This window comes from Acidovorax sp., from assembly GCF_021287135.1.
Classification (GTDB): Bacteria; Pseudomonadota; Gammaproteobacteria; order Burkholderiales; family Burkholderiaceae_C; genus Acidovorax.
This window is the reverse complement of the sequence record NZ_JAJTBB010000033.1, coordinates 15114-37623: the sequence shown is the minus strand read 5'-3', so window position 1 is coordinate 37623 and position 22510 is coordinate 15114. Positions and strand designations below refer to the sequence as shown.

The window sequence follows — 22510 nt, the reverse complement described above, 5'->3', positions numbered from 1 at the left end:
GGGCTTGAAGTTCTGCAGCACCACGTCGGCCGACAGCGCCAGCCTGCGCGCCGCCGCCTGGCCCTCGGAGTGGCGCAGATCGATGGCGATGCTTTTCTTGTTGCGGTTGAACAGCGGGAAGAACCCTGCCCCCGCGCCGAGCAGGTGGCGCGTGCGGTCGCCCTCGATGGGTTCGACCTTGATGACCTCGGCTCCCAGATCGGCCAGCACCATGCCGCAGGTCGGGCCCATCACCATGTGGGTGAATTCGACCACGCGCAGGCCGGCCAGGGGAAGGGAGGAAGTGCGAGAGGACATGGCGGGAAGCAAAAAACAGGGGGCTACAGCATAAGCCCACCCCTGGAGGGGCACTCGGTATTTACCCTGTTTTTGCAGGGTAGCGCATATCCACCGGCACTTTGGAGCTATTAAACTTGTAGCAAAATCGAATCCCGGATATAGTCCGGCCCCATCGGGCAGGCCCGCCCTGCCCTACCGCCCACCCATTGCCCCAGGAGAAGCGTTCATGAGCGCCAAAGAAAACGCCGCCATCCACCAGCTGTTTGAAAAGCTCGAATGCCGCTACGCGCTGCGCGTGCTCTGGGCACTGCGCGACGGCCACCCGCAAACCTTCCGCCTGCTGCAAGACAGCGTCGGCGGCATCACGCCGAACACGCTCAACACCCGCATCAAGGAGCTGCGCGAAGCCGGCCTGCTCGACCACGGCAGCGAGGGCTACACCGTCACCGCCAGCGGCCAGGATTTGCTCAAGCGCCTGTCGGACCTGCAGGCCTTTGCCACCCGCTGGGCCGCCGGCCGGGCGAAGAAGTAAAGCCGCCCCGGCCCCTTGTTCTCGCCAGACACCCGCGCCCTGCGCGGGTTTTTGGTTTTTTTGGCTGCCAGCGCTTATGCAGCAAGCGCAAGCAGCTCTTATTTTGATAGCACAAAGGATTTTGACCATGGCTTTCACCACCACCGCCTCGGGCCTGCAGTACGAAGACACCGTGCAAGGCAGCGGCGCCAGCGCCCAGGCCGGCGCCCAGGTGCGCGTGCACTACACCGGCTGGCTCTACAACGACGGCCAGCAAGGCGCCAAGTTCGACTCCAGCCGCGACCGGGGCGATCCGTTTGCCTTCCTGCTGGGCGCCGGCATGGTCATCAAGGGCTGGGACGAAGGCGTGCAGGGAATGCAAGTGGGCGGCCAGCGCACCCTCATCATCCCCGCCAGCCTGGGCTACGGCGCACGCGGCGCGGGCGGCGTGATTCCGCCGCACGCCACGCTCAAGTTCGACGTCGAACTGCTGGCGGTTTAACCGCCACCGGGCAGCCCGCGCACCGGCCTCACATCTCCAGCCGGATGCGCGGCGGCGGCGGCGGCGGGCGCGTGATGCGGCTGACCAGCAGCGTCACCGCCAGCCCCACCGGCACGCCAAAGACGCCGGCGGAGATCGGCTGGATCTCCCACCACAGGCCCTGCACCCAGAGCCAGGCGAGCCAGCCGGGCGTGAGAATCTGCACCGCCGGCAGGTGCGACACGATGTAGTACAGCGCCACCCCCAGCCCCGCCAACATGCCCCAGACGGCGCCCGCGCGCGTGGTACCGCGCCAGAAAATGCCCAGCACCATGGCCGGCACGAAGGCCGAGGCCGCCAGCGAGAACGAGGCCGAGACCATGGGCAGGATGTCCGACGGCTTGAGCGCCGCGACGAAGGCCGCCGACAGGGCCACCGCCATGAGGGCGAATTTGGTCAGAATCACGCGCTGCTCGGCCGAAATATGGCGCCGCCCGCCACTGCCCTGGTAGTACAGGTCGCGCACCAGGGCGTTGCTGATGGTCAGCAGCAAGCCATCGGCCGTGGACAGCGCCGCCGCCAGGCCACCAGCGGCCACCAGCCCGGAGACGACGTAGGGCAGGCCGCCGAGCTCCGGCGTGGCCAGCATGATGAGGTCGGCGCCGAGGTGGATCTCGCCAAACTGCACGATGCCGTCGCCGTTCACGTCCTCCACCGACAGCAGCGAGCTGTCCACCCGCGCCCACTGCGCCATCCAGTTGGGCAGGGCCTCGAAGCTGCTGCCCACCAGGTTCTGCATGACCTCGAACTTCACCAGCACGGCCAGCGCGGGGGCGCTGAGGTACAGCAGCGCAATGAAGAACAGCGACCAGGCCACCGACGCCCGGGCCCCCGACACCGAGGGCAGCGTGTAGTAGCGCGTGAGCAGGTGTGGCAGCCCCGCCGTGCCCACCATGAGGCAGAACATCAGGGCCAGGAAGTTGCGCCGCGTCAGCTCGTAGTCGCGCTGCTCTTCGGGCGTTCCATGCGGGTCGCCCACATAGGCCTGGCTCTGCAGCGGCAGCCCGCCCAGGGGGCGCGCACGCTCGTAGTTCTCGCGCATCTCCCGCGTCCAGCGCTCACGCGCAGTGGCGGCGTCGCGCGGCAGGGCCGCCAGTTCGCGGCTGGCGGTCACGATGAGGCCCACGTCGGCGTTCTGGGCGCGCAGGGTGCGGATGCGCTCCCGGCCTTTTTCGCGCTCGCGCTCCAGGGCGCCCTCCACGTCCTCCAGGCGGGCCTCGAAGTCCTGGGCGCGGCGCAGATAGGTCTGCACCACCTGGTGTTCCGCGGGCGAATCCAGCAGTTGGGCTTCCAGGTCGGCGATCTTGCTGATCTGCTGGCCGTACACCAGGGGTGCGAGCGGATTGCCCAGCTGCTTGTAGGCCAGCCAGGACACGGGGATCAGAAAGGCCAGCAGCAGCACCACGTACTGCGCCACCTGCGTCCAGGTGATGGCCCGCATGCCGCCCAGAAATGAGCACAGCAGCACCCCGCCCAGCCCCAGCATGATGCCGATCTCGAACTGCACCCCCGTCAGCCGCGAGGCGATCAGCCCCACCCCATAGATCTGCGCCACCACGTAGGTGAACGAACACAGCACGGCCGCCAGCGCGGCGATCACCCGGGGCCAGCGCCCGCCAAAGCGGACATGGAAGAAGTCGGGCACGGTGTACAGGCCCATGGCGCGCAGGTGCGGTGCGATCAGCATGGCCACCAGGCAGAAGCCGCCCGTCCACCCGAGCAGGTAGGCCAGCCCCCCGGCCTGCCCCGGGGTGCCGGAAAACCCCTGCAGGTACAGGGCCCCGGACAGGCTGATGAACGAGGCCGCGCTCATCCAGTCGGCCGCCGCTGCCATGCCGTTGTACATGGGCGGAATGCGCCGGCCGGCCACGTAGTACTCCTCCGCATCCGTCGTGCGGCCGTACACGCCGATCCCGGCGTAGACCATGACGGTGAGGAACAGGAAAATCGGGCCGATCCAGTGGCGCGAAAGGCCCTGGCGTTCGGCCCAGGTCATCAGGGCCAGGAAGGCCAGCACCCCGGCCACGTACAGCGCCAGAATGCGGTGCAGCCGCCACAGGTAGGCGCGCTGGGCGCCATCGCCGCTCCGGTGCGGGTCGGTCATGGCGTGGGCGCGCTGCGCCGCCCGGTCTCTGCCGGGCCTTCGCCGAGGGCCGCGGCGGCCTGGCGCTCGGCATCTTGCCGCTCAAAGCGGTTCATGGCCCAGCCATACACCACCACAATGCCCATGAACACGAGCACCGCGCCCTGGGCCGCGATCCAGTAGCCCAGCGGCCAGCCGCCAAACACCAGCCCCTGCAGGTCGCGGGCAAAGTAGGTGGCGACAAACGACACCAAGGCCCACAGCAGCAGCAGGGCGGCCTTGAGTTTCAGGTGCCGCACATCGTGCAGGTCCGGCGGAAACGGGCCGGCCAGCTCGATGTCGGCGGACCGCGGGGGCATCATGGACGGGGCGCTCCCGGCAGGAGCACGGTGGGAGCCGCCAGCCCATCCATGGTGGTTGCGCCCGCCGTTCAACTTGCCAGCTGTTGCCAGGTGGCGATCACGCTGTCAGGGTTCAGCGAGATCGACGAGATGCCTTCGCGGGCCAGCCACTGGGCAAAGTCCGGGTGGTCGCTGGGGCCCTGGCCGCAGATGCCGATGTACTTGCCCTGGGCACGGCAGGCCTTTATGGCCTGGTGGATCAGCGCTTCCACGGCCGGGTCGCGCTCGTCGAAGTCCTTGGCCAGCAGCTCCAGGCCCGAGTCGCGGTCCAGGCCCAGGGTGAGCTGGGTCAGGTCGTTGGAGCCGATGGAGAAGCCGTCGAAGTACTCCAGGAAGCGCTCGGCCAGGATGGCGTTGCTGGGCACCTCGCACATCATGATGACCTTGAGCTCGTCCTTGCCGCGCTCCAGGCCATGGCTGGCCAGCAGTTTGGTCACGCGCTCGGCCTGGCCCAGCGTGCGCACGAAGGGCACCATCACCTGCACGTTGGTCAGGCCCATGTCGTTGCGCACGCGCTTGAGCGCTTCGCATTCCATGGCGAAGGCCTCGCCGAAGTCCTCGCTGATGTAGCGTGCCGCACCGCGGAAGCCCAGCATGGGGTTCTCTTCCTCGGGTTCGTAGCGGCTGCCGCCGATGAGCTTGCGGTATTCGTTGGACTTGAAGTCCGACAGGCGCACGATGACCGGCTTGGGCCAGAAGGCGGCGGCAATGGTGGCCACACCCTCGGTGACCTTGTCCACGTAGAAGGCGCGCGGGCTGGCGTGGCCGCGGGCCACGGACTCGACGGCCTTTTTCAGGTCGGCATCCACGGCGGGGTAGTCCAGGATGGCCTTGGGGTGCACGCCGATGTTGTTGTTGATGATGAACTCGAGCCGCGCCAGGCCCACGCCCGCGTTGGGCAGCTGCGCGAAGTCAAACGCCAGCTGGGGGTTGCCCACGTTCATCATGATCTTCGTGCTGATGGCGGGCATCTCGCCGCGCTGCACCTCGGTCACTTCCGTTTCGAGCAGGCCGTCGTAGATCTTGCCGGTGTCGCCCTCGGCGCAGCTCACCGTGACCAGCGTGCCATCCTTCAGGCGCTCGGTCGCGTCACCGCAACCCACCACGGCCGGAATGCCCAGCTCGCGCGCAATGATGGCGGCGTGGCAGGTGCGGCCGCCGCGGTTGGTGACGATGGCGCTGGCGCGCTTCATCACGGGTTCCCAGTTGGGGTCGGTCATGTCGGTCACCAGCACATCACCGGGCTGGACCTTGTCCATCTCGCTGATGTTGTGCACCAGGCGCACGGGGCCGGTGCCGATCTTCTGGCCGATGGCGCGGCCTTCGGCCAGCACGGTGCCCGTGCCCTTGAGCTTGAAGCGCTGCTCGGCCTGGCCCTTGGCCTGGCTCTTCACCGTCTCGGGGCGCGCCTGCAGGATGTAGAGCTGGCCGTCGGTGCCGTCCTTGCCCCATTCGATGTCCATGGGGCGGCCGTAATGCTGCTCAATCACCAGGGCGTACTGCGCCAGCTGCTGCACTTCGGCATCGGTCAGCGAATAGCGGTTGCGCTGCTCGGTGGGCACGTCGATGGTCTTGACCAGCTTGCCTGTGGCGGCCTTTTCCTCGGGCGTGGAGAACACCATCTGGATCAGCTTGCTGCCCAGGTTGCGGCGGATCACGGCAGTCTTGCCTGCCTGGAGCATGGGCTTGTGCACGTAGAACTCGTCGGGGTTCACGGCGCCCTGCACCACCGTCTCGCCCAGGCCGTAGCTGCTGGTGATGAACACCACGTCTTCAAAGCCCGATTCGGTGTCGATGGTGAACATCACGCCCGCAGCGCCCAGGTCGGAGCGCACCATGCGCTGCACGCCGGCGGACAGGGCCACCACGTCGTGCTCGAAACCCTTGTGCACGCGGTAGGAGATGGCGCGGTCGTTGTACAGCGACGCGAACACTTCCTTCATCTTGTGCAGGACTTCTTCGATGCCCACCACGTTCAGGAAGGTTTCCTGTTGGCCGGCAAAGGAGGCGTCGGGCAGGTCTTCGGCCGTGGCGGACGAGCGCACGGCAAACGATGCGGCGGGGTTGCCCGCGCTCAGCTTGGCGAATTCGTCGGCAATCGCCTTTTGCAGGTCGGCCGGGAACGGCTGGGCCTCGACCATGGCGCGGATTTCGGCGCCCACCTGGGCGAGCGCGCGCACGTCTTCGGTGTCCAGGCTCTTGAGCTTGGCGCTGATGCGGTCGGCCAGGCCGTCGTGTTTGAGGAACTCGCGGAACGCGTGCGCCGTGGTGGCGAAGCCCGTGGGCACGCGCACCCCTTGGGGCAGCTGCGAGATCATTTCGCCGAGGCTGGCGTTTTTGCCGCCAACGACCTCGACGTCGGTCATTCTCAGGTTTTCAAACGGTACGACCAGGGCGGTCGGGCTGAAAAGTGCAGACATGGGAAAGCTCCAGAAGTTGAAACCGGGTCTGCATGCCGGGCCCTGCGGGGCTCCAGGCAAGCGCCCATGCACAGCCGGGTGTGGCTTTGTCGTTGTGGTTGTAGGCCGACGGCGTGCATGGTGAGAATTGGATAATTGCGGCAATTGTAGGCCCGCGCCTCTGGCAACGGGCTGACGCTTTCACAGAACTTGCGTCCGACGCTAGAACGCCACCCGCCCGGGCTGGCTACCCCGTTGGCGCAAGTTCACTGCAAAAACAAGGGCTCACATGCACTCGCGCACCGTATTTTTCGTGTCAGACGGCACCGGCATCACCGCCGAAACCTTCGGCAACGCCATCCTGGCCCAGTTCGACATGAAGCCGCGCCACGTGCGCCTGCCTTTCATCGACACGGTGGACAAGGCCCACCAGGCGGTGCGGCAGATCAACCACACCGGCGAGGTGGAGGGCAAGAAGCCGGTGGTCTTCACCACGCTGGTGAACATGGAAGTGCTCAAGGTGATCCAGGACGGCTGCAAGGGCATGCTGCTGGACATGTTCGGCACCTTCGTGCACCCGCTGGAGCAGGAGCTGGGGATCAAGTCGCACCACCGCGTGGGGCGCTTTTCCGACGTGAGCCGCAGCAAGGAATACACGGACCGCATCGAGGCCATCAACTTCAGCCTGGCCCACGACGACGGCCAGAGCAACCGCGACCTGGCCGGTGCCGACGTGATCCTGGTGGGCGTGAGCCGCAGCGGCAAGACGCCCACGAGCCTGTACCTGGCGATGCAATGCGGCCTGAAGGCGGCCAACTATCCCCTGATTCCGGAGGATTTCGACCGCCGCCAGCTGCCCCCGGCGCTGGCGCCGTTCCAGCGGAAGATCTTCGGCCTGACCATCAGCCCCGAACGCCTGGCCGAGATCCGCAGCGAACGCCGTCCCAACTCGCGCTACGCCAGCCTGGAAAACTGCCGCACGGAAGTGGCCGAGGCCGAGGCCATGATGCGCCGCTCCGGCATCCGCTGGCTGTCCACCACGACCAAGTCCATCGAGGAAATCGCCACCACGATCCTGCAGGAGATCCGGCCAGAGCGGCTGGTGTACTGAGGCGGGGGCACCGGGCGGGCGGGCCGCTGCCGCCCCACCCCAACGACAAAGCGGCGCCGAAGCGCCGCATTTGCTATATATTTGATAGCTTCCAGCGCTTGCCCATTAAGCGCTGGAAGCCAATTTCCCTCTCAATCCATCAAGCAGGCTGGGCCTCGCGTTGCGGCGCCGCCGCGGCCGCCACCGGCATGCGGATCAGGTGGTCGAACGCGCTCAGTGCCGCCTTGGCGCCGTCGCCCGCGGCGATCACGATCTGCTTGAACGGCACCGTGGTGCAGTCACCCGCCGCAAACACGCCGGGGATGTTGGTGCGGCCGTGCGCGTCCACGATGATCTCGCCGAACCTGGACAGCTCCACCGTGCCCTTGAGCCATTCGGTGTTGGGCACCAGGCCGATCTGAACGAACACGCCTTCCAGGGCCACGGTGTGCTCCACGCCGGTGGCGCGGTCCTTGTACTTGAGGCCGTTCACCTTGCCGTCGGCGCCGGTGATCTCGGTGGTCTGCGCGTTGGTGTGGATGGTCACGTTGGGCAGGCTCTTGAGCTTGGTGACCAGCACGGCGTCCGCCTTGAGCTGGTCGGCAAACTCGATGAGCGTGACGTGCGCCACCACGCCCGCCAGGTCGATGGCCGCCTCCACGCCGCTGTTGCCGCCGCCGATGACCGACACGTGCTTGCCCTTGAACAGCGGGCCGTCGCAGTGCGGGCAGTAGGCCACGCCCTTGTTCTTGTACTCGGCTTCGCCGGGCACGTTCACGTTGCGCCAGCGGGCGCCGGTGGACAGGATCACCGTCTTGGCCTTGAGCGAGCCGCCGTTGGCCAGCTGCACCTCTACCGGCCCGCCGGGCTGCGCGGCAGGAACGAGCTTGTCGGCACGCTGCAGGTTCATGATGTCCACGCCATAGGCGCGGGTGTGGGCCTCCAGCGCGGCGGCGAACTTGGGGCCATCGGTTTCGAGCACGGAGATGTAGTTTTCGATGGCCAGCGTGTCGTTCACCTGGCCGCCAAAGCGCTCCGCGGCCACGCCGGTGCGGATGCCCTTGCGGGCGGCGTACACCGCCGCCGCGGCGCCTGCGGGGCCACCGCCGACGATGAGCACGTCATACGGGTCCTTGGCGCTGAGCTTGGCGGCTTCGCGGGCGGCCGAGCCCGTGTCCAGCTTGGCTACGATTTCTTCCAGCGACATGCGGCCGGAGCCGAACACCTCGCCGTTGAGGAACACCATGGGCACGGCCATGATTTCGCGCTTGGTGACCTCGTCCTGGAAGGCGCCGCCTTCGATGACGGTGGTCTTGACCTGGGGGTTGAGCACGGCCATCAGCGACAGGGCCTGCACCACGTCCGGGCAGTTGTGGCAGGTCAGGCTCATGTAGACCTCGAAGTTGAAGTCGCCCTCCAGCGCCTGGATCTGCTCGATCACGTCCTGCTCGACCTTGGGCGGGTGGCCGCCGGTCCACAGCAGCGCCAGCACCAGCGAGGTGAACTCGTGGCCCAGCGGCAGGCCGGCAAAGCGCAGGCTGTTGCTAGCGCCCACGCGCTGCAGGCTGAAGGATGGCTTGCGCGCATCGGCGCCATCGGTGCGCAGGGTGATCTTGTCGCTGCGCAGGGACTGGATGGTGGTGAGCAGCTCGCGCATGTCGCGCGCCGTCTCGCTGTCGTCCAGGGACGCCACCAGCTCAAACGGCTGCTGCACGCGCTCCAGGTAGGCAGCGAGTTGGGTCTTGAGTTGTTCGTCGAGCATGGTGGTGTCCTTTGAAATTCGAGTTGTACTGTCTGGGAGGTTGATGCCCAAAGGGCTGCAGTGCAAGCCTGCTGGTCAACGTCCGGGCGTAAAAAAGCCGGACGGCATGGCGCACTGGCGCCATGACGCTGTCCGGCTTTTGGGGCCGAAGAAGCAGAGTGCTTAGATTTTGCCGACCAGGTCCAGCGAAGGCGTCAGCGTCTTGGCGCCTTCCTTCCACTTGGCAGGGCAGACCTGGCCAGGGTTGGCGGCGGTGAACTGGGCAGCCTTCAGCTTGCGCAGGGTTTCGGACACATCGCGGGCGATTTCGTTGGAATGGATTTCCAGGGTCTTGATCACGCCATCAGGGTTGATCACGAACGTGCCGCGCAGTGCCAGGCCTTCTTCAGGGATGTGCACGCCGAACGCGTTGGTCAGCTGGTGCGTGGGGTCGCCGACCAGGGGGAATTTGGCCTTGCCCACGGCGTCGGAGGTTTCGTGCCACACCTTGTGCGAGAAGTGCGTGTCGGTGGTCACGATGTACACCTCGGCACCGGCCTTCTGGAATTCGGCGTAGTTCTCGGCAGCGTCTTCGATTTCGGTGGGGCAGTTGAAGGTGAAGGCCGCGGGCATGAAGATCAGCACGGACCATTTGCCCTTGAGGGTCTGCTCGGTCACTTCGATGAATTCACCCTTGCCGCCACGGTTGACGAAAGCGGTGGTCTTGAAGGGCTGAACTTGCGTATTGATCAGGGACATTGCTGTTTCCTTAAGGGGTTGGTTGACAGAACAGGACTGAAGTTTAGGCACTTTCAAACCATCAATCCAATTAATTGATTGCATTGAATCAATTACCAATGACTATAGAACACCGCCTGTGGCCTTTCCATGACAACCCTTGTGCACCTCAAACAGCACAGGTGTGAACGCGAACGCCTATCAGCATCACCCGCAGCCCGCGCGCGGCAGCAGGGGCTTGCCTTGCGCCGCTTGATGCGGGTCACGACAATCAACGCCAAATTCACCCGCTACAAGGAGTCTCCATGAAAGGCGACGCACAAGTCATCGGCCACCTGCAGGCCCAGCTCAAGAACGAACTCACGGCCATCAACCAGTATTTCCTGCACTACCGGATGCTTAAGCACTGGGGCTTCGACAAGCTTGCCAAGAAGGAATACGCAGAATCCATCGGCGAGATGAAGCATGCCGACTGGCTGATGGACCGCATCTTCATGCTGGACGGCCTGCCCAACCTGCAGGACTTGGCCAAGATCCAGGTCGGCGAAGACGTGCCGGAAATCCTCGCCTGCGACCTGCGGGCCGAGCAGGGCGCGCAGGCCACCATCAAGGACGGCATCGCCCACTGCGAAAGCGTGCGCGACTACGTCTCGCGCGACCTGCTCCAGAAGATCCTGGACGACACTGAAGAGCACATCGACTTTCTGGAAACCCAGATCGAGCTGATCGGCAAGGTCGGCCTGCCGAACTACCTGCAGTCGCAAATGGGCGAAGTGGACTGACGGGCTGCGCGGCGCCACGCCGCACTGCCATCAGCACCCTGCGGGCTTCGGCCCGCTTTTTTTGCCTCGCCGAGGAAGCATGTCCACACGTTTGTTGCAACTGCACATCACGGGGGCCCGTGGATCCATGTTTTTAAATGCGAATGCTTCTCATCAAAAGTACAATGCGCGATAACCGCCGGGCTGCGCCCGGCCGTTGCCCTCTATCACCGTAGCCAGCCAGTCAGCCGGGCCGTCCAGGCCGCTGCAGCCAGCGCAGTACGCCCCGTCGTACCCCAGCCTGGAGCCTTGACTGATGCTGCTGCGCACCGCCAGCCCCTGCCCTGCGGAGTCCGCGCCCTGGAGCGCGCTCACCCCCCTCACCTGCCCCGCGCATTGCGGCCGCCCGGGGTTGCCCGCCTGCCCGGCCCTTCAGGAGCCGCGCTCATGAAGACCGCCCGCGTGGACTGGCGCTACCGCCTCGCGGCGGCCTCGCGCACGGCGGCAGCGGTAGCCGGCGGCTACGCCCTGGCCGCGGCGTTCGCGGCGGCGGGCTCGCTGGCCCTCCGGCCGTTCCTGCCCCGCGTGGACGCGGTGCTCACGGCCACCATGCTGGCCTGGCTGGCCTATGTGATGGCCGCGGGCTGGGCCTTCTATGCGCGGACCGCCTGGGGCGCGTGGTGCGGCACGCTGCTGCCCGCGCTGGTGCTGGGTGCCGGCGCCATGGCACCGCAGTGGCTGGCCGGGGGCGCGCCATGACCGCTTTGCAACTCCAGCGCGAAGGCTTCCGGCAGGCCATGTCGTGGCTGCACACCTGGGCCGGGCTGGTCCTGGGGTGGCTGCTGTTCGCGATCTTCCTCACCGGCACGCTGTCGTTCTTCAAGAACGAGTTCAACCTGTGGATGCAGCCCGAGATGCACGGCCTGCCCGCACCGGGCGCCGACGTGGCCCAGAAGTCGCTGGACGCGCTGGTGCGCCAGGCGCCCCACGTGACGCAATGGATCATGCACCTGCCGGACGAGCGCGATCCGGCCGTGAACCTGCTGTGGCGCGACCAGGCGAACGGCCGCTTTGAAACGCTGCGCATGAACCCGCAGACCGGAGAACCCGTGGACGCCCGCAAGACGATGGGCGGCGAGTTCTTCTACCGCTTCCACTTTGAACTGCGCACGGCCCAGAAGGGCCGCTGGGCCCTGCAGGGGCGCTGGGTGGTGGGCGTGGCCACGATGCTGATGTTCGTGGCGCTGGTCACGGGAGTCGTCACGCACCGCCGCATCTTCAAGGACTTCTTCACCTTCCACCCCGCCAAGGGCGGGCAGCGCGCCTGGATGGACGCGCACAACGTGACCGGCGTGCTGGTGTTGCCGTTCTACCTGATGATCACCTTCAGCGGGCTGATGATCTTTCACACGCTGTACCTGCCCGCCGGCATCGCCACGGCCTACAAGACCGAGCGAGGCGTGGACTCCAACGCCTACTTCGCCGACCTGCAGGGCGAGAAGGCCGACAGCCGCGTGCGCCGGGGCGCCAGCGACAAGCTCGCGCCGCTGCCCCCCATGGCGCTCGCCCCCATCCTGGCGCAAGCCAGCGCGCGCTGGGACGGCGGCCGCATTGGCAGCGTACAGGCCCGCCGCGACGCCCAGGGCCGGGCGGTGGTCGAAGTGGCCCGCCACGATGGCGACCGCCTGCAATACCGCCCGCCCCGCCTGCTGTTCGACGCCACCACCGGCCAATGGCTGGACCATGCCGATGCCACCGGCCCCGCCGCCACCACCTACGGCGTGCTGTACGGCCTGCACATGGCGCGCTTTGCCGGCCCGGGCCTGCGCTGGGCGCTGTTCGGCTTTGGCCTGCTGGGCAGCCTGATGATCGCTACGGGCATGGTGCTGTGGTCGGTCAAGCGCAGCGCCAAGTCGCAGACGCAGGCCAGCCGCAAAGGGGCAGCAGCCAGCGCAGGCACCGCCCCACAGCCCCCGTTTGGCGAGCGCCTGGTGGCGGCCATCAACATCGCCACGCTGGCGGGCCTGCCGCTGGCCTGCGGCGTGTACCTGGCTTCCAACCGCCTGATCCCACTGCACGTGGAGGGCCGCGCTGATATGGAGCTGGCCTGGTTCTTCAGCGCCTGGGGGCTGACTCTGCTGTGGGCGCTTGGCTGCGCCGTGGTGCGGCCCAGCCGCACGGGCTGGTCGGTGCCGCTGGGTGCGGCTGGACTGGTGTGGGCGCTGCTGCCGGTCGTCAACGCCCTGACCACGCACACGCACCTCGGCGTCACGCTGCCTGCGGGCGAGTGGGTGTGGGCCAGCATGGACCTGGCCTTCCTGGCCACCGGGCTGCTGCTGGGCTGGCTGTCGTGGCGCCTTCGCCCAGGCCGGGCCCCCAAGGGCAAGCCCGCTGCGGCCAAGGCGCAGCGCAAAACCCCGGCCGCTGCATTGCCTGCGGCCAGCGATGTGTCGGTGTCTACCTCGGGGGCCTGAGCACCATGTCCGCTTTTCTGCTGTGTTTTGCGGCCTGGTCGGCCATTGCGCTGGGCATGGAACGCCACCACGAAGACGCCACGGGCCGAGAAGGTGCGGCACGCCGCCTGCAAGCGCTGCGCCGCGCCGGGTGGCTGTTGCTGCTGCTGTCGCTGTGGCTGGCTGCACACCCTGCCGATGGCGTACCCGCCTCCCTGGGCGTGACTGCCTGGGCCGTGGCCCTGTCGGTGGCTGCCATGGCCGTGACAGCCACGGTGACCTGGCAGCCCCGGCGCGCGCCGCGGCTGGCAGGCGTGGCGCTGGTGGCAGGCCTGGTCGCCTGGGCCGGGGGGTGGTAAGGGTGAAGGGAGTGGCGGCGCTGCGGGCCCGCTGCTGCTAGCCCTGATCCGCCTGACCCGCCCTGTTTTCTTTTTCTCCCGCTCTCTGCGGCGCCCCTCCCAGCCACGGCCCCATGGGCCTGCGCCAGGCCCGGTGCCTGCGGAGCCGTTCTCCACCGCGTTGCGCACACACCAAGGACAACCCATGCACGCATCTCTTCATCGCCCTTTCCACCACACCCAGGCCCTGCACCCACTGGCCGCCGCCGTGCTGGCTGCTTTCTGCAGCAACGCGCTGGCACAGACCACCCCACCCGCAGCCCCCACGCAGACGCTGGGCGAGGTCACCGTGCAGTCCTCTAGCGGCGATGATGGCTACTCGCCCGCCGCCAGCACCGCGGCCACCAAGGGCAGCGCGCCGCTGCGCGACGTGCCCCAGGCCGTGAACGTGGTGCCCGAGCAGCTGCTGCGCGACCAGGGCGCCCGCTCGATGGAAGACGCGCTGCGCAACGTGCCCGGCGTGGCCATGAGCCACGGCGACGGCCAGCGCGACCAGGTGGTGATCCGCGGCTTCACGGCCATCGCCGACCAGTTTGTGGACGGCGTGCGCGACGACGCGCTGTACTTCCGCGACCTGGCCGACATTGAGCGCGTGGAAGTGCTCAAGGGCCCGGCCGCCGTGCTGTACGGGCGTGGCTCGTCGGGCGGCCTGATCAACCGCGTGACCAAGAAGCCGAAGTTTGGCGAGACCTCGGGCGAAGCCTCGCTGGGCCTGGGCAGCTTTGACTATCGCCGCGCCACGGCCGATGTGAACGTGGGCATCAGCGACACCGCCGCCTTCCGCATCAACGCCGCCGTAGAGGACTCCGGCAGCTACCGCGACCAGCAGTTTGTGAAGCGCCACAACTTCGCGCCTTCGCTCGCGCTCAAGCTCGCCGCGCAGACCGACCTGCTGCTGCAGTACACCCACGCACGCGACAAGCGCCTGACCGACTTCGGCATCCCGGCGCTGAACGGCCGGCCCGTCAACGTGCCCGCCAGCACCTACTACGGCTCCAGCAACGCCGCGCAGGACGACACCACCACCAGCACCGTGCAGTCGTTCGCGGCCACGCTGAACCATCGCTTCAACGACGACTGGTCGGTGCGCAACGTCACGCGCCTGTACGACTACACGCTGGACCGCTACAACACCCTGCCCGGCGGCACCACCGACCCGGTGAACCTGACGGTGGGCCGCACGCGCTCGTTCATCCTGCGCGACGAAAAAGGCTTCTTCAACCAGACCGATGTGACCTGGCGCAACCAGCTGGGCGGCTTGAAGCAAGAGTGGCTGATGGGTGTGGAACTGGGCCAGCAGAAGAAGCGCGCCGAGTCCGTCTCGGGCGGTGCCGACCGCGTATCCATCTTCAACCCCGTGGGTGCGGCGCCGGTCATCCCGGCGGCCAACTACAACGCCGACAGCGCCATCCCCAGCCACACCACGCAAGACACCGCCGCGCTGTACTGGCAAGACCAGATCACACTCACGCCGCAATGGAAGGCCCTGGTGGGCGCGCGCTACGACGTGTTCGGCCAGGAGACCAGCTTTGACCGCAAGCTCGCGGGCCTCTCGCGCACGGACAAGAAGTTCAGTCCCCGCGCCGGCCTAGTGTGGCAACCCAGCGAGTCGGTGTCGTACTACGTGTCGTACAGCAAGTCGTTCCAGCCCTCGGCCGAGGCCTTTGCCCTGGCCGCCAACAACACCGGCGCCGAGCCCGAGATCACCGAGAACAAGGAGATCGGCGTCAAGCTCGACCTGCTGGACGGCCGCCTGAACGTGACCGGCGCGCTCTTCAACCTGGAGCGCAGCAACATCAAGAACACCGACCCCGCCAACCCCTCGCGCCAGATCAACGTGGGCACCCAGCGCACCAACGGCCTGGAGCTGACCATGAGCGGCCGCCTGCCCGGCCGCTGGGACGTGAGCGCCGGCTACGCCTGGCTGGACGGCCGCATGACGAAGTCGCTGGCCACCACCGGCTCGCTGCAGCTGCCCACCACCAACATTCCGGCAGAAGGCAAGGTGCCCGCACTCACGCCGCGCAACTCCGCCTTCCTGTGGGCCATGAAGGACCTGGGCCACGGCCTGCGCGTGGGCGGCGGCGTGAACTACGTGGGCGCACGTTTCACGTCCTTGACCAACCTGGTCACCCTGCCCGGCTACACCACGCTGGACGCGGCCCTGCAGTACACGCTGGGCCCGTGGGAGGTGGACGTGAACATCAAGAACCTGGCCAACCGCAAGTACTACGTGTCGGCCCACGGCAGCAACGACAACCTGATCCTGCCGGGCTCGCCGCGCGCGCTGCAGGTGACGTTGCGCACGCGGTTCTGACGCTGCGCTTGCAGGCGCTGCACGCCGATTTGAAGAATTTTGGCTGCCAGCGCTTGATGGATAAGCGCCAGCAGCTATTAATTTAATAGCAAACATCAACCACCGAGGAGGAGAAGCACCATGCGAATGCACCCACTGGCCCTTGCCGCTCTGCTGGCCACCATGGCAACGGCGCAAGCGCAGACTGGCACCGCCCCTGCCACATCAGCGCTGCCCGAGGTGAAGGTCACCGACGGCGCGGACAGCGCAGCCACTGAGGGCTCAGGCCAGTACACCGCGCGCGAAGTCAGCGTGGGGAAGCTCCAGCAGGCACCGCGCGAGACGCCGCAGTCCCTCAGCGTGGTCACGCGCCAGCAGCTGGATGACCGCAACCTGAGCAAAGTGGAAGACGCCATCAAGCTGAGCACGGGCATGACGGTCACGCGCTTTGATGGTGCGGGCAACTACAACACCTTCCAGGCGCGCGGGTTCGATCTGGGTTCCATCCAGCTCGACAGCGTGCCGATCCCCCAGGGCAACTACAGCACGCTCGACACGGCCATGTATGACCGCATCGAAGTGCTGCGCGGCCCGGCCGGGCTGCTGCAGGGGGCAAGCGAGCCCGGCGGCACCGTGAACCTGGTGCGCAAGCGCGCCCCGGCCAAGCTGGCCATTGGCGCCGACGCGGCGGCGGGCTCCTTCGGCCTTCGCCGGGGCACCGTAGACGTGGGCGGCGGCCTCAATGCCGAAGGCACGATCCGCGCGCGCGCCGTCGCGGTGGTGGAAGACAAGGACAGCTTTGTCGACACCCTGTTCAACAACAAGCGCATGGGCTACGGCACGCTGGAATGGGACATCGCTCCCTCCACCACCGTGTCGGTGGGTGCGGCGCAGCAGCGCGTGCGCGCAGCCATCGACCAGGGCCTGCCCACCTATGCCGATGGCCGCCTGGCCGACCTGCCCCGCAGTGCCTTCGCCGGCCTGCGTGCCAACCGCCAAGACCTGGAGACCACCGACGTTTTCGCCGAGCTGGAACACCGGCTGGAGGGCGGCGGCTTGGTGCGCCTGTCCGCGCGCGACATCGACCGCACGGCGTTCTACCGCTCGGCCCGCGCCAACAGTGCCCTGGCCGCCGACGGCAGCTTCACCATGGAAACCGTGGATGGCGACTTTCACGTGCGCACCCGCAACTACGACGCCTTCCTGGCCACACCGATGCAGGTGGCAGGCCGCACCCACAAGCTGCTGGTGGGCGCCAGCCACAACGAGGGCAAGAGTTGGGACGGCAACTACGCCTACGGCCCCAACCTGCCGTTCAACCTGCTGCAGCCCCACTACGACCTGGCCTACCCGGACATCCGGCTACCGGGCTTCACCTCAATCGTCACGCGCCGCGAGAACGCGCTGTACGGGCAGGCGCAGATCGGCCTGGCCGACACGGTCAAGCTGCTGGCAGGTGGGCGTCTGTCGTGGGCGGACGTGGTGACGCGCAGCACCAGCACGGGCGCAGTCACCGCATCGGCAGACCCCGGCCGCCAGTTCGTGCCGTCGCTGGCGCTGATGTGGGACTTTCACCCGCAGTACACCGGCTATGCCAGCTATGCAGAGACCTTCGTGGTGCAAAGCCAGCTCAACGCGGCCAAGCAGTTGCTTGCCCCACGGACAGGCAAGCAGGTGGAGCTGGGCGTCAAGGGCGAGTTTTTGCGCAAACGCCTGCAGGCCCATGCAGCACTGTTTCGCATCATTGACGAGAACCGCGCCATCGCCGACCCGGTGGTGGCAAACGCCTACATCGCAGGTGGCAAGGTGCGCGCACAAGGCTTCGAAACCGAGGTCAGCGGGCAGCCCCAGCCCGGCTGGGACATCGTGGCGGGCTACGCCTACAACGACACCCGCTACCTCCAGGCCCCCGTGGCGCAGCAGGGCCAGGTGTTCAGCCCCATCACGCCGCGCCACAGCGTGAACCTGTTCACCCGCTATGCCTTTACCAGCCCGACGCTGCGCGGCTTCAGCCTGGGCGGCGGCATGACCTACCGCAGCGAGTTCTTTGCGCAAAGCGGTGCGTTACGCATCAACGCGCCGGGCTATGCCGTGTTCAATGCCCAGCTGGGCTACCAGATCAACGACCACCTGTCTCTGAACCTGTCGGTGGACAACCTGCTGGACAAGACCTACTACGAGAAGGTGTCGAGCGTTGGGCGCCAGAACTTCTATGGCGAGCCACGGCGTGTGACGGTGGCGCTCAAGGCACGGTATTGAGACCCGCGCCCGATACACGCCGCGCCGAGTGCCCCCTCCCGGCCGAGCGGGCCTCTCACGCGCAGCAACCTGCACGCTCGGCGCTTTTCCGCTCGCTTTGGCAGAGTTCAGTCAGAATGCGGTCGGCCGTGCCTCCAGCGCAGTCGTCGCAAGCGGAATGACCTAACCGATAAGCGTCTGAGAACGGAACAGCGCATTCACGGTTCAACGCCGCTCAGCGGACGCCGAAAGCCGTTCGATGCGGCGGCCGATCATGCCGATCTTTCGCAAGCGTCATGTGAATCCCGTCGTGATACTGACCTTCAAGGCATACAGCTTCACACTCAACGCCGTACTTCACAAAGCCCATTGTTTTGTAGAGCGCGATAGCGGGTTCGTTGGGCAGATACACCTGCAGGTTCACCCGGCGCACGCCGTTGTCGAAGGCGTGTTGAAGTGCAGTTTCCACGATTTGCCGGCCTAGTCCTCGGCGACGGTGCCGAGGGGGAAGCGTAGCGTTCTTTGCAACGCAGATGGCGATCATGCTGCTGCGCTACGGAGCCCCAAGCGTCTGGCCACCCGCAAGACGCATCGATTTCCCAACACTTCGACTTCGCAATCCATTGCAAATAACAATAATTCCCATTTGCAATGTAAAATTCTGTCTCCGCAAGCCACGGCCTTTCGTTTGGATTCGCTCCAAGGCCGCAGCCAGCACCCACCGTCTTTTGATGTTTTCGGGTACCTGGCTTGAACCTCTCCTGTTTCTTCCTCACCCCATGCGCCCCTGCCCCGCGGGCGCACACGGCCGGCGGGTGCGCGCCCGGCCCGGCCCACGCCAACACGACGCCATGCTGAGCCCCACCGCCCTGCGCCGCTGGTCCTGGACCCACAAGTGGTCCAGCCTGGTGTGCACCGTCTTCATGCTGCTGCTGTGCCTCACCGGCCTGCCGCTGATCTTTCACCACGAAATCGGCCACCTGCTGGGCACCGAGGTGGAGGCACCTGCCATGCCCGCGGGCACGCCGCGTGCCAGCCTGGACCAGGTGCTGGCCGCAGCGCACGCGCTGCACCCGGATCGCGTGGTGCAGTTCGCATCGCATGCGGAGGACGATGACAACGTCTGGTTCGTCACGCTCACGCCCACGCCGGCGCCCACCGATGATTTCCGCTCCGTGGCGGTGGATGCGCGCACCGCGCAGGTGCTGGCGCAGCCGCGGTTTGACCAGGGCTTCATGCACGTGATGTTGAAGCTGCATGTGGACCTGTTTGCGGGGCTGCCGGGCAAGCTGTTTCTGGGCTTCATGGGCTTGCTGCTGCTGGTGGCCCTCGTCACGGGGGTGGTGCTGTATGCGCCGTTCATGCGCAAGCTGGCGTTTGGCGAGGTTCGGCGGGGCCGGTCCCCGCGCGTGAAGTGGCTGGACCTGCACAACCTGCTGGGCATCGTCACGCTGGTGTGGGCCTTTGTGGTGGGCGGCACGGGCATGATCAATACGTGGGCCGACCTGCTCATCAAGTACTGGCAGCACGACCAACTCTCGGCGCTGCTCAAGCCCTACGAGGGCCAGCCCGTCGTGCCCACTGCAGAGCGCGGGCCGCTGCAGCCGGCGCTGGAGGTGGCGCAAGGCCAGGCGCCGGGCACCAAGCTGTCGTTCATTGCCTTCCCGGGCACGGCGTTTTCCAGCCCGCACCACAACACGTTTTTCCTGCGCGGCAACGAGCCGCTCACCTCCAAGCTGCTGCAACCCGTGCTGGTGGACGCGCGCACAGCGCAGGTCACCGCAGCGCCCACCCTGCCGTGGTACCTGACGGCGCTGCTGGTGTCGCAGCCGCTGCACTTTGGCGACTACGGCGGCATGCCGATGAAGATCCTCTGGGCGCTGCTGGACATTGCCACCATCGTGGTGCTGGGCAGCGGGCTGTACCTGTGGCTGCGCAAGGGCGCGCAGGCAGCTGGCCCCGCGAATCAGGGCACGGGCGGCGCGGAGCCTGCACCGGGCGCTGTGCGCTCCACCGAGGGGGCGGCATGAGCAAGCCCAGCGCTTTCCGAACCCTGTGGGGAGGGCCCGTCGTGATGGGCGCGCTCACCACCACCGGGCTGCTCACGGCCCTGGTGTCCGACACCTGGGGCGACTGGTGGTCGTGGGTGGCACTGGGCATTCCCGTGGCGGCGATGGGCTGGTACAGCTGGCCCCGCACCGCCGCCGCAACCACCGCAGCCGATGCATCCGGCTCGTCGTCCTCCGCACCGCGCTGAATCTTTTGTTTTCTTGATCTTCTCCTCCATGCGTTCCGCACCCTCAACCCCCTCCGCCCCACTGCTGCGCCCGGCGTTCCCAACCCCCCCTGTGGCCCTGGCAACCGCCGCGGTGGCACTGGCCCTGGCCGCACCCGCGCTGCACGCGCAGCCCACCGCAGCCCCTCACACGGGGGGTGAGGCCAAGACCTTGTCCACCGTGACCGTGAATGCCAGTGCCGACGCATCGGCCCAGGGCCTGTCGCCCGCCTACGCCGGAGGCCAGGTGGCGCGCGGCGGCCGCGCGGGTGTGCTGGGCACCCGGGACGCGATGGACACGCCGTTTTCCATCACCAGCTACACCAACGAGCTGATCCAGGACCGCCACGCCCGCAGCGTGGGCGACGTGTTGCAGAACGACCCCACGGTGCGTGTGGCGCGCGGCTTTGGCAACTTCCAGGAGGCGTACTTCATCCGCGGCTTCATCCTCGATTCGGACGACACCGCCTACAACGGCCTGTACAGCCTGCTGCCGCGCCAGTACATCGCCACCGAGCTGTTCGAGCGCGTGGAGGTGCTGCGTGGTGCCTCCGCCTTTCAGAACGGCGCCAGCCCCAATGGCGGCGGCATCGGCGGCAGCATCAACCTGCTGCCCAAGCGTGCGCCCAACGAGCCGTTGAACCGCGTGACCTTCGGTGTCTCGAGCGGCGGCCAGACACAGCTGGCGGCCGACATTGCGCGGCGCTTCGGCCCCGGCGGCGACACCGGCATCCGCGTGAACGCGGCCACCCACCATGGCGGCACGGCCGTGGACCGTGAGGATGTGAAACTGGGCCTGGCCGCCGTGGGCCTGGACTGGCGCAGCCGCGATGTGCGCCTGTCGGGCGACATCGGCTGGCAGGAGCACAAGCTCCAAAGCACCCGCACCAACGTGACGCTGGCCTCGGGCGTGACGCAGATGCCGGCCGCGCCCGACGCCAACGCCAACTTCGCCCAGCCCTGGACCTATTCCAACGAGCGCGACACCTTCGGCACGCTGCGCGGCGAATGGGACATCACTTCCAACGTGACCGGCTGGGCCGCCGCAGGCGCGCGCCGCAGCGCCGAAGCGAATTCGCTGGCCAACCTCACGGTGAACGACAGCACCACCGGCGCGGGCACCGCCTACCGCTTCGACAACACGCGCAAGGACCGCGTGGACACCGGCGAACTGGGCTTGCGCGGCACGCTGCAGACGGGCGGCGTGGGGCACGAATGGGTGCTGGTGGCGTCGCACTTCAGCGCCGAGAAGAAGAACGCCTATGCCATGGACTGGCGCAACACCCTCACGACCAACCTCTACAACCCCGTGGCCACCGCCCTGCCGGCCTTTGGCGCCAACACGCTCTACGGCGGCGATCTGGCCGATCCGCGCCGCACCGGCACCACCCGCCTCAGCAGCTTTGCCATCGGCGATACGTTGTCGCTGCTGGACAAGCGCCTGCTGTTCACGATGGGCGTGCGCCACCAGTCGATGGAGATTGCCAACTACGCCTACGGCACCGCAGCGCCGACCGACCGCTACGACCAGAGCCGCACCAGCCCGCTGCTGGCGGCCGTGTACAAGCTGGACCAGGGCCTGTCGCTGTACGGCAACTACGTGGAGGGCCTGAGCCAGGGCCAGACCGCGCCCTCCACCGCCGCCAACCGCGGCGAGATGCTGTCGCCCTACGTCGCCCGGCAGAAGGAAGTGGGCGTGAAGTTCGACGGCGGCCGCTTCGGCGGCAGCGTGGCGCTGTTCTCCACCACCAAGCCGCGCGCCTACGTGGGCAGCGACAACATCTTCCGCAGCAACGGCAAAGACCGCCACCAGGGCATCGAGCTGGCCGTGCAGGGCGAGGCCGCCAAGGGCCTGCGCCTGCTGGGCGGCCTGACCTGGCTGGACGCCAAACAGTTGAACACGGGCGCCGCCAGCACCGACGGCCGCCGCGTGATCGGCGTGCCCAAGCTGCAGGCCAACATCGGCGCCGAGTGGGACGTGCCGGGCGTGAGCGGCCTGGCCGTGGACGGCCGCTGGGTGCACACCGGCTCTGTGGTCGCCAACGCCGCCAATACGCTGAACGTTCCCAGCTGGAACCGGCTGGACCTGGGCGTGCGCTACCTCACCGAGGTGCAGGGCCGTCTGGTGACGCTGCGCGCCCGCGTGGACAACGCGACGGGCCGCAGCTACTGGGCCTCGTCCGGCGGCTACCCCGGCGCGGGCTACCTGGTGGTGGGCGCGCCGCGCACGCTGTCGGTCAGCGTGGGCGTGGACTTCTGACGCCCGGCCTCTTTTTTTCGCCCCCGGCGGGCGGCGGCACGGCCCG

General features: G+C 67.3%; 19 protein-coding genes. 12 read left to right on the top strand and 7 right to left on the bottom strand.

Translation table 11 applies throughout. The annotated features are described in order from the left end of the window. The coding region (locus LWW96_RS08960) for a CoA transferase (RefSeq protein WP_291486108.1) at positions 1-297 on the bottom strand (297 nt) is incomplete at its 3' end. A 208-nt stretch (positions 298-505) separates the two neighbouring features. On the opposite strand from LWW96_RS08960, the gene LWW96_RS08955 reads away from it, so the two are divergent. Together LWW96_RS08955 and LWW96_RS08950 are read left to right on the top strand one after the other, a co-directional pair. After that, the gene (locus LWW96_RS08955; RefSeq protein WP_166157445.1) at positions 506-811 is read left to right on the top strand and encodes a winged helix-turn-helix transcriptional regulator; all 306 of its coding nucleotides are present in this window, start codon (positions 506-508) and stop codon (positions 809-811) included. Between the two features lie 127 nt (positions 812-938). After that, on the top strand, positions 939-1292 hold the full coding sequence (locus tag LWW96_RS08950) for an FKBP-type peptidyl-prolyl cis-trans isomerase (protein ID WP_166157442.1): 354 nt from the start codon (positions 939-941) through the stop codon (positions 1290-1292). A 28-nt stretch (positions 1293-1320) separates the two neighbouring features. Here the strand turns inward: LWW96_RS08950 and LWW96_RS08945 are convergent, their stop codons facing one another. The 3 genes from LWW96_RS08945 to ppsA form a co-directional block, all read right to left on the bottom strand. Further along, on the bottom strand, positions 1321-3435 hold the full coding sequence (locus LWW96_RS08945) for a VC_2705 family sodium/solute symporter (protein WP_291486103.1): 2115 nt from the start codon (positions 3433-3435) through the stop codon (positions 1321-1323). Beyond that, entirely contained in the window at positions 3432-3773 is a 342-nt protein-coding gene (locus LWW96_RS08940) for a sodium/substrate symporter small subunit (RefSeq protein WP_291486109.1), read from the bottom strand. Before LWW96_RS08940 ends, LWW96_RS08945 begins: the two co-directional genes overlap by 4 nt. 71 nt (positions 3774-3844) lie before the next feature. After that, entirely contained in the window at positions 3845-6235 is a 2391-nt protein-coding gene (ppsA, locus tag LWW96_RS08935) for a phosphoenolpyruvate synthase (protein WP_291486101.1), read from the bottom strand. A 268-nt stretch (positions 6236-6503) separates the two neighbouring features. Here ppsA and LWW96_RS08930 point away from each other — a divergent pair, with 268 nt between their 5' ends. After that, positions 6504-7325 (top strand): pyruvate, water dikinase regulatory protein, encoded by an 822-nt coding sequence (locus LWW96_RS08930; protein WP_291486099.1) that lies wholly within the window; start codon positions 6504-6506, stop codon positions 7323-7325. A gap of 139 nt (positions 7326-7464) precedes the next feature. Here LWW96_RS08930 and ahpF read toward each other — a convergent pair whose 3' ends face one another. Both ahpF and ahpC read right to left on the bottom strand, forming a co-directional pair. Beyond that, positions 7465-9066, bottom strand: a complete 1602-nt coding sequence (gene ahpF / locus LWW96_RS08925; protein WP_291486097.1) for an alkyl hydroperoxide reductase subunit F — start codon at positions 9064-9066, stop codon at positions 7465-7467. A 162-nt stretch (positions 9067-9228) separates the two neighbouring features. After that, on the bottom strand, positions 9229-9804 hold the full coding sequence (ahpC, locus tag LWW96_RS08920; protein WP_291486094.1) for an alkyl hydroperoxide reductase subunit C: 576 nt from the start codon (positions 9802-9804) through the stop codon (positions 9229-9231). Positions 9805-10088: 284 nt separating this feature from the next. On the opposite strand from ahpC, the gene bfr reads away from it, so the two are divergent. The 6 genes from bfr to LWW96_RS08890 all read left to right on the top strand — a co-directional run bounded on the left by bfr (position 10089) and on the right by LWW96_RS08890 (position 17950). After that, on the top strand, positions 10089-10565 hold the full coding sequence (gene bfr, locus LWW96_RS08915; RefSeq protein ID WP_291486092.1) for a bacterioferritin: 477 nt from the start codon (positions 10089-10091) through the stop codon (positions 10563-10565). A gap of 426 nt (positions 10566-10991) precedes the next feature. Continuing rightward, entirely contained in the window at positions 10992-11303 is a 312-nt protein-coding gene (locus tag LWW96_RS08910) for a DUF3649 domain-containing protein (RefSeq protein ID WP_291486090.1), read from the top strand. After that, complete coding sequence (locus LWW96_RS08905) at positions 11300-13018, top strand: PepSY-associated TM helix domain-containing protein (RefSeq protein ID WP_291486088.1); 1719 nt, start codon at positions 11300-11302, stop codon at positions 13016-13018. The genes LWW96_RS08910 and LWW96_RS08905 overlap by 4 nt, the downstream gene beginning before the upstream one ends. Positions 13019-13023: 5 nt before the next feature. After that, a complete protein-coding gene (locus LWW96_RS08900) occupies positions 13024-13356 on the top strand; it encodes a DUF3325 domain-containing protein (RefSeq protein WP_291486086.1) in 333 nt (110 codons plus the stop codon). A gap of 184 nt (positions 13357-13540) precedes the next feature. Next, positions 13541-15712, top strand: a complete 2172-nt coding sequence (locus LWW96_RS08895; protein WP_291486083.1) for a TonB-dependent siderophore receptor — start codon at positions 13541-13543, stop codon at positions 15710-15712. Positions 15713-15832: 120 nt separating this feature from the next. After that, positions 15833-17950: a TonB-dependent siderophore receptor gene (locus LWW96_RS08890; RefSeq protein ID WP_291486081.1), complete on the top strand. Its 2118-nt coding sequence runs from the start codon at positions 15833-15835 to the stop codon at positions 17948-17950. Between the two features lie 214 nt (positions 17951-18164). On the opposite strand, the gene LWW96_RS08885 is transcribed toward LWW96_RS08890, so the two are convergent. After that, positions 18165-18473, bottom strand: coding sequence for a GNAT family N-acetyltransferase (locus tag LWW96_RS08885; RefSeq protein WP_291486079.1), 309 nt, complete (start codon positions 18471-18473; stop codon positions 18165-18167). A gap of 307 nt (positions 18474-18780) precedes the next feature. On the opposite strand from LWW96_RS08885, the gene LWW96_RS08880 reads away from it, so the two are divergent. From LWW96_RS08880 to LWW96_RS08870, 3 genes are read left to right on the top strand one after another with little or no spacing between them, the layout of a single operon-like run. Continuing rightward, positions 18781-19959, top strand: a complete 1179-nt coding sequence (locus LWW96_RS08880; RefSeq protein WP_291486077.1) for a PepSY domain-containing protein — start codon at positions 18781-18783, stop codon at positions 19957-19959. Next, positions 19956-20186 carry a hypothetical protein gene (locus LWW96_RS08875; RefSeq protein ID WP_291486075.1) on the top strand — a complete coding sequence of 77 codons (231 nt, stop codon included), beginning with the start codon at positions 19956-19958 and terminating at the stop codon, positions 20184-20186. Before LWW96_RS08880 ends, LWW96_RS08875 begins: the two co-directional genes overlap by 4 nt. Before the next feature lie 28 nt (positions 20187-20214). Beyond that, positions 20215-22464, top strand: a complete 2250-nt coding sequence (locus LWW96_RS08870) for a TonB-dependent receptor (RefSeq protein WP_291486072.1) — start codon at positions 20215-20217, stop codon at positions 22462-22464. Positions 22465-22510: the final 46 nt, after the last annotated feature.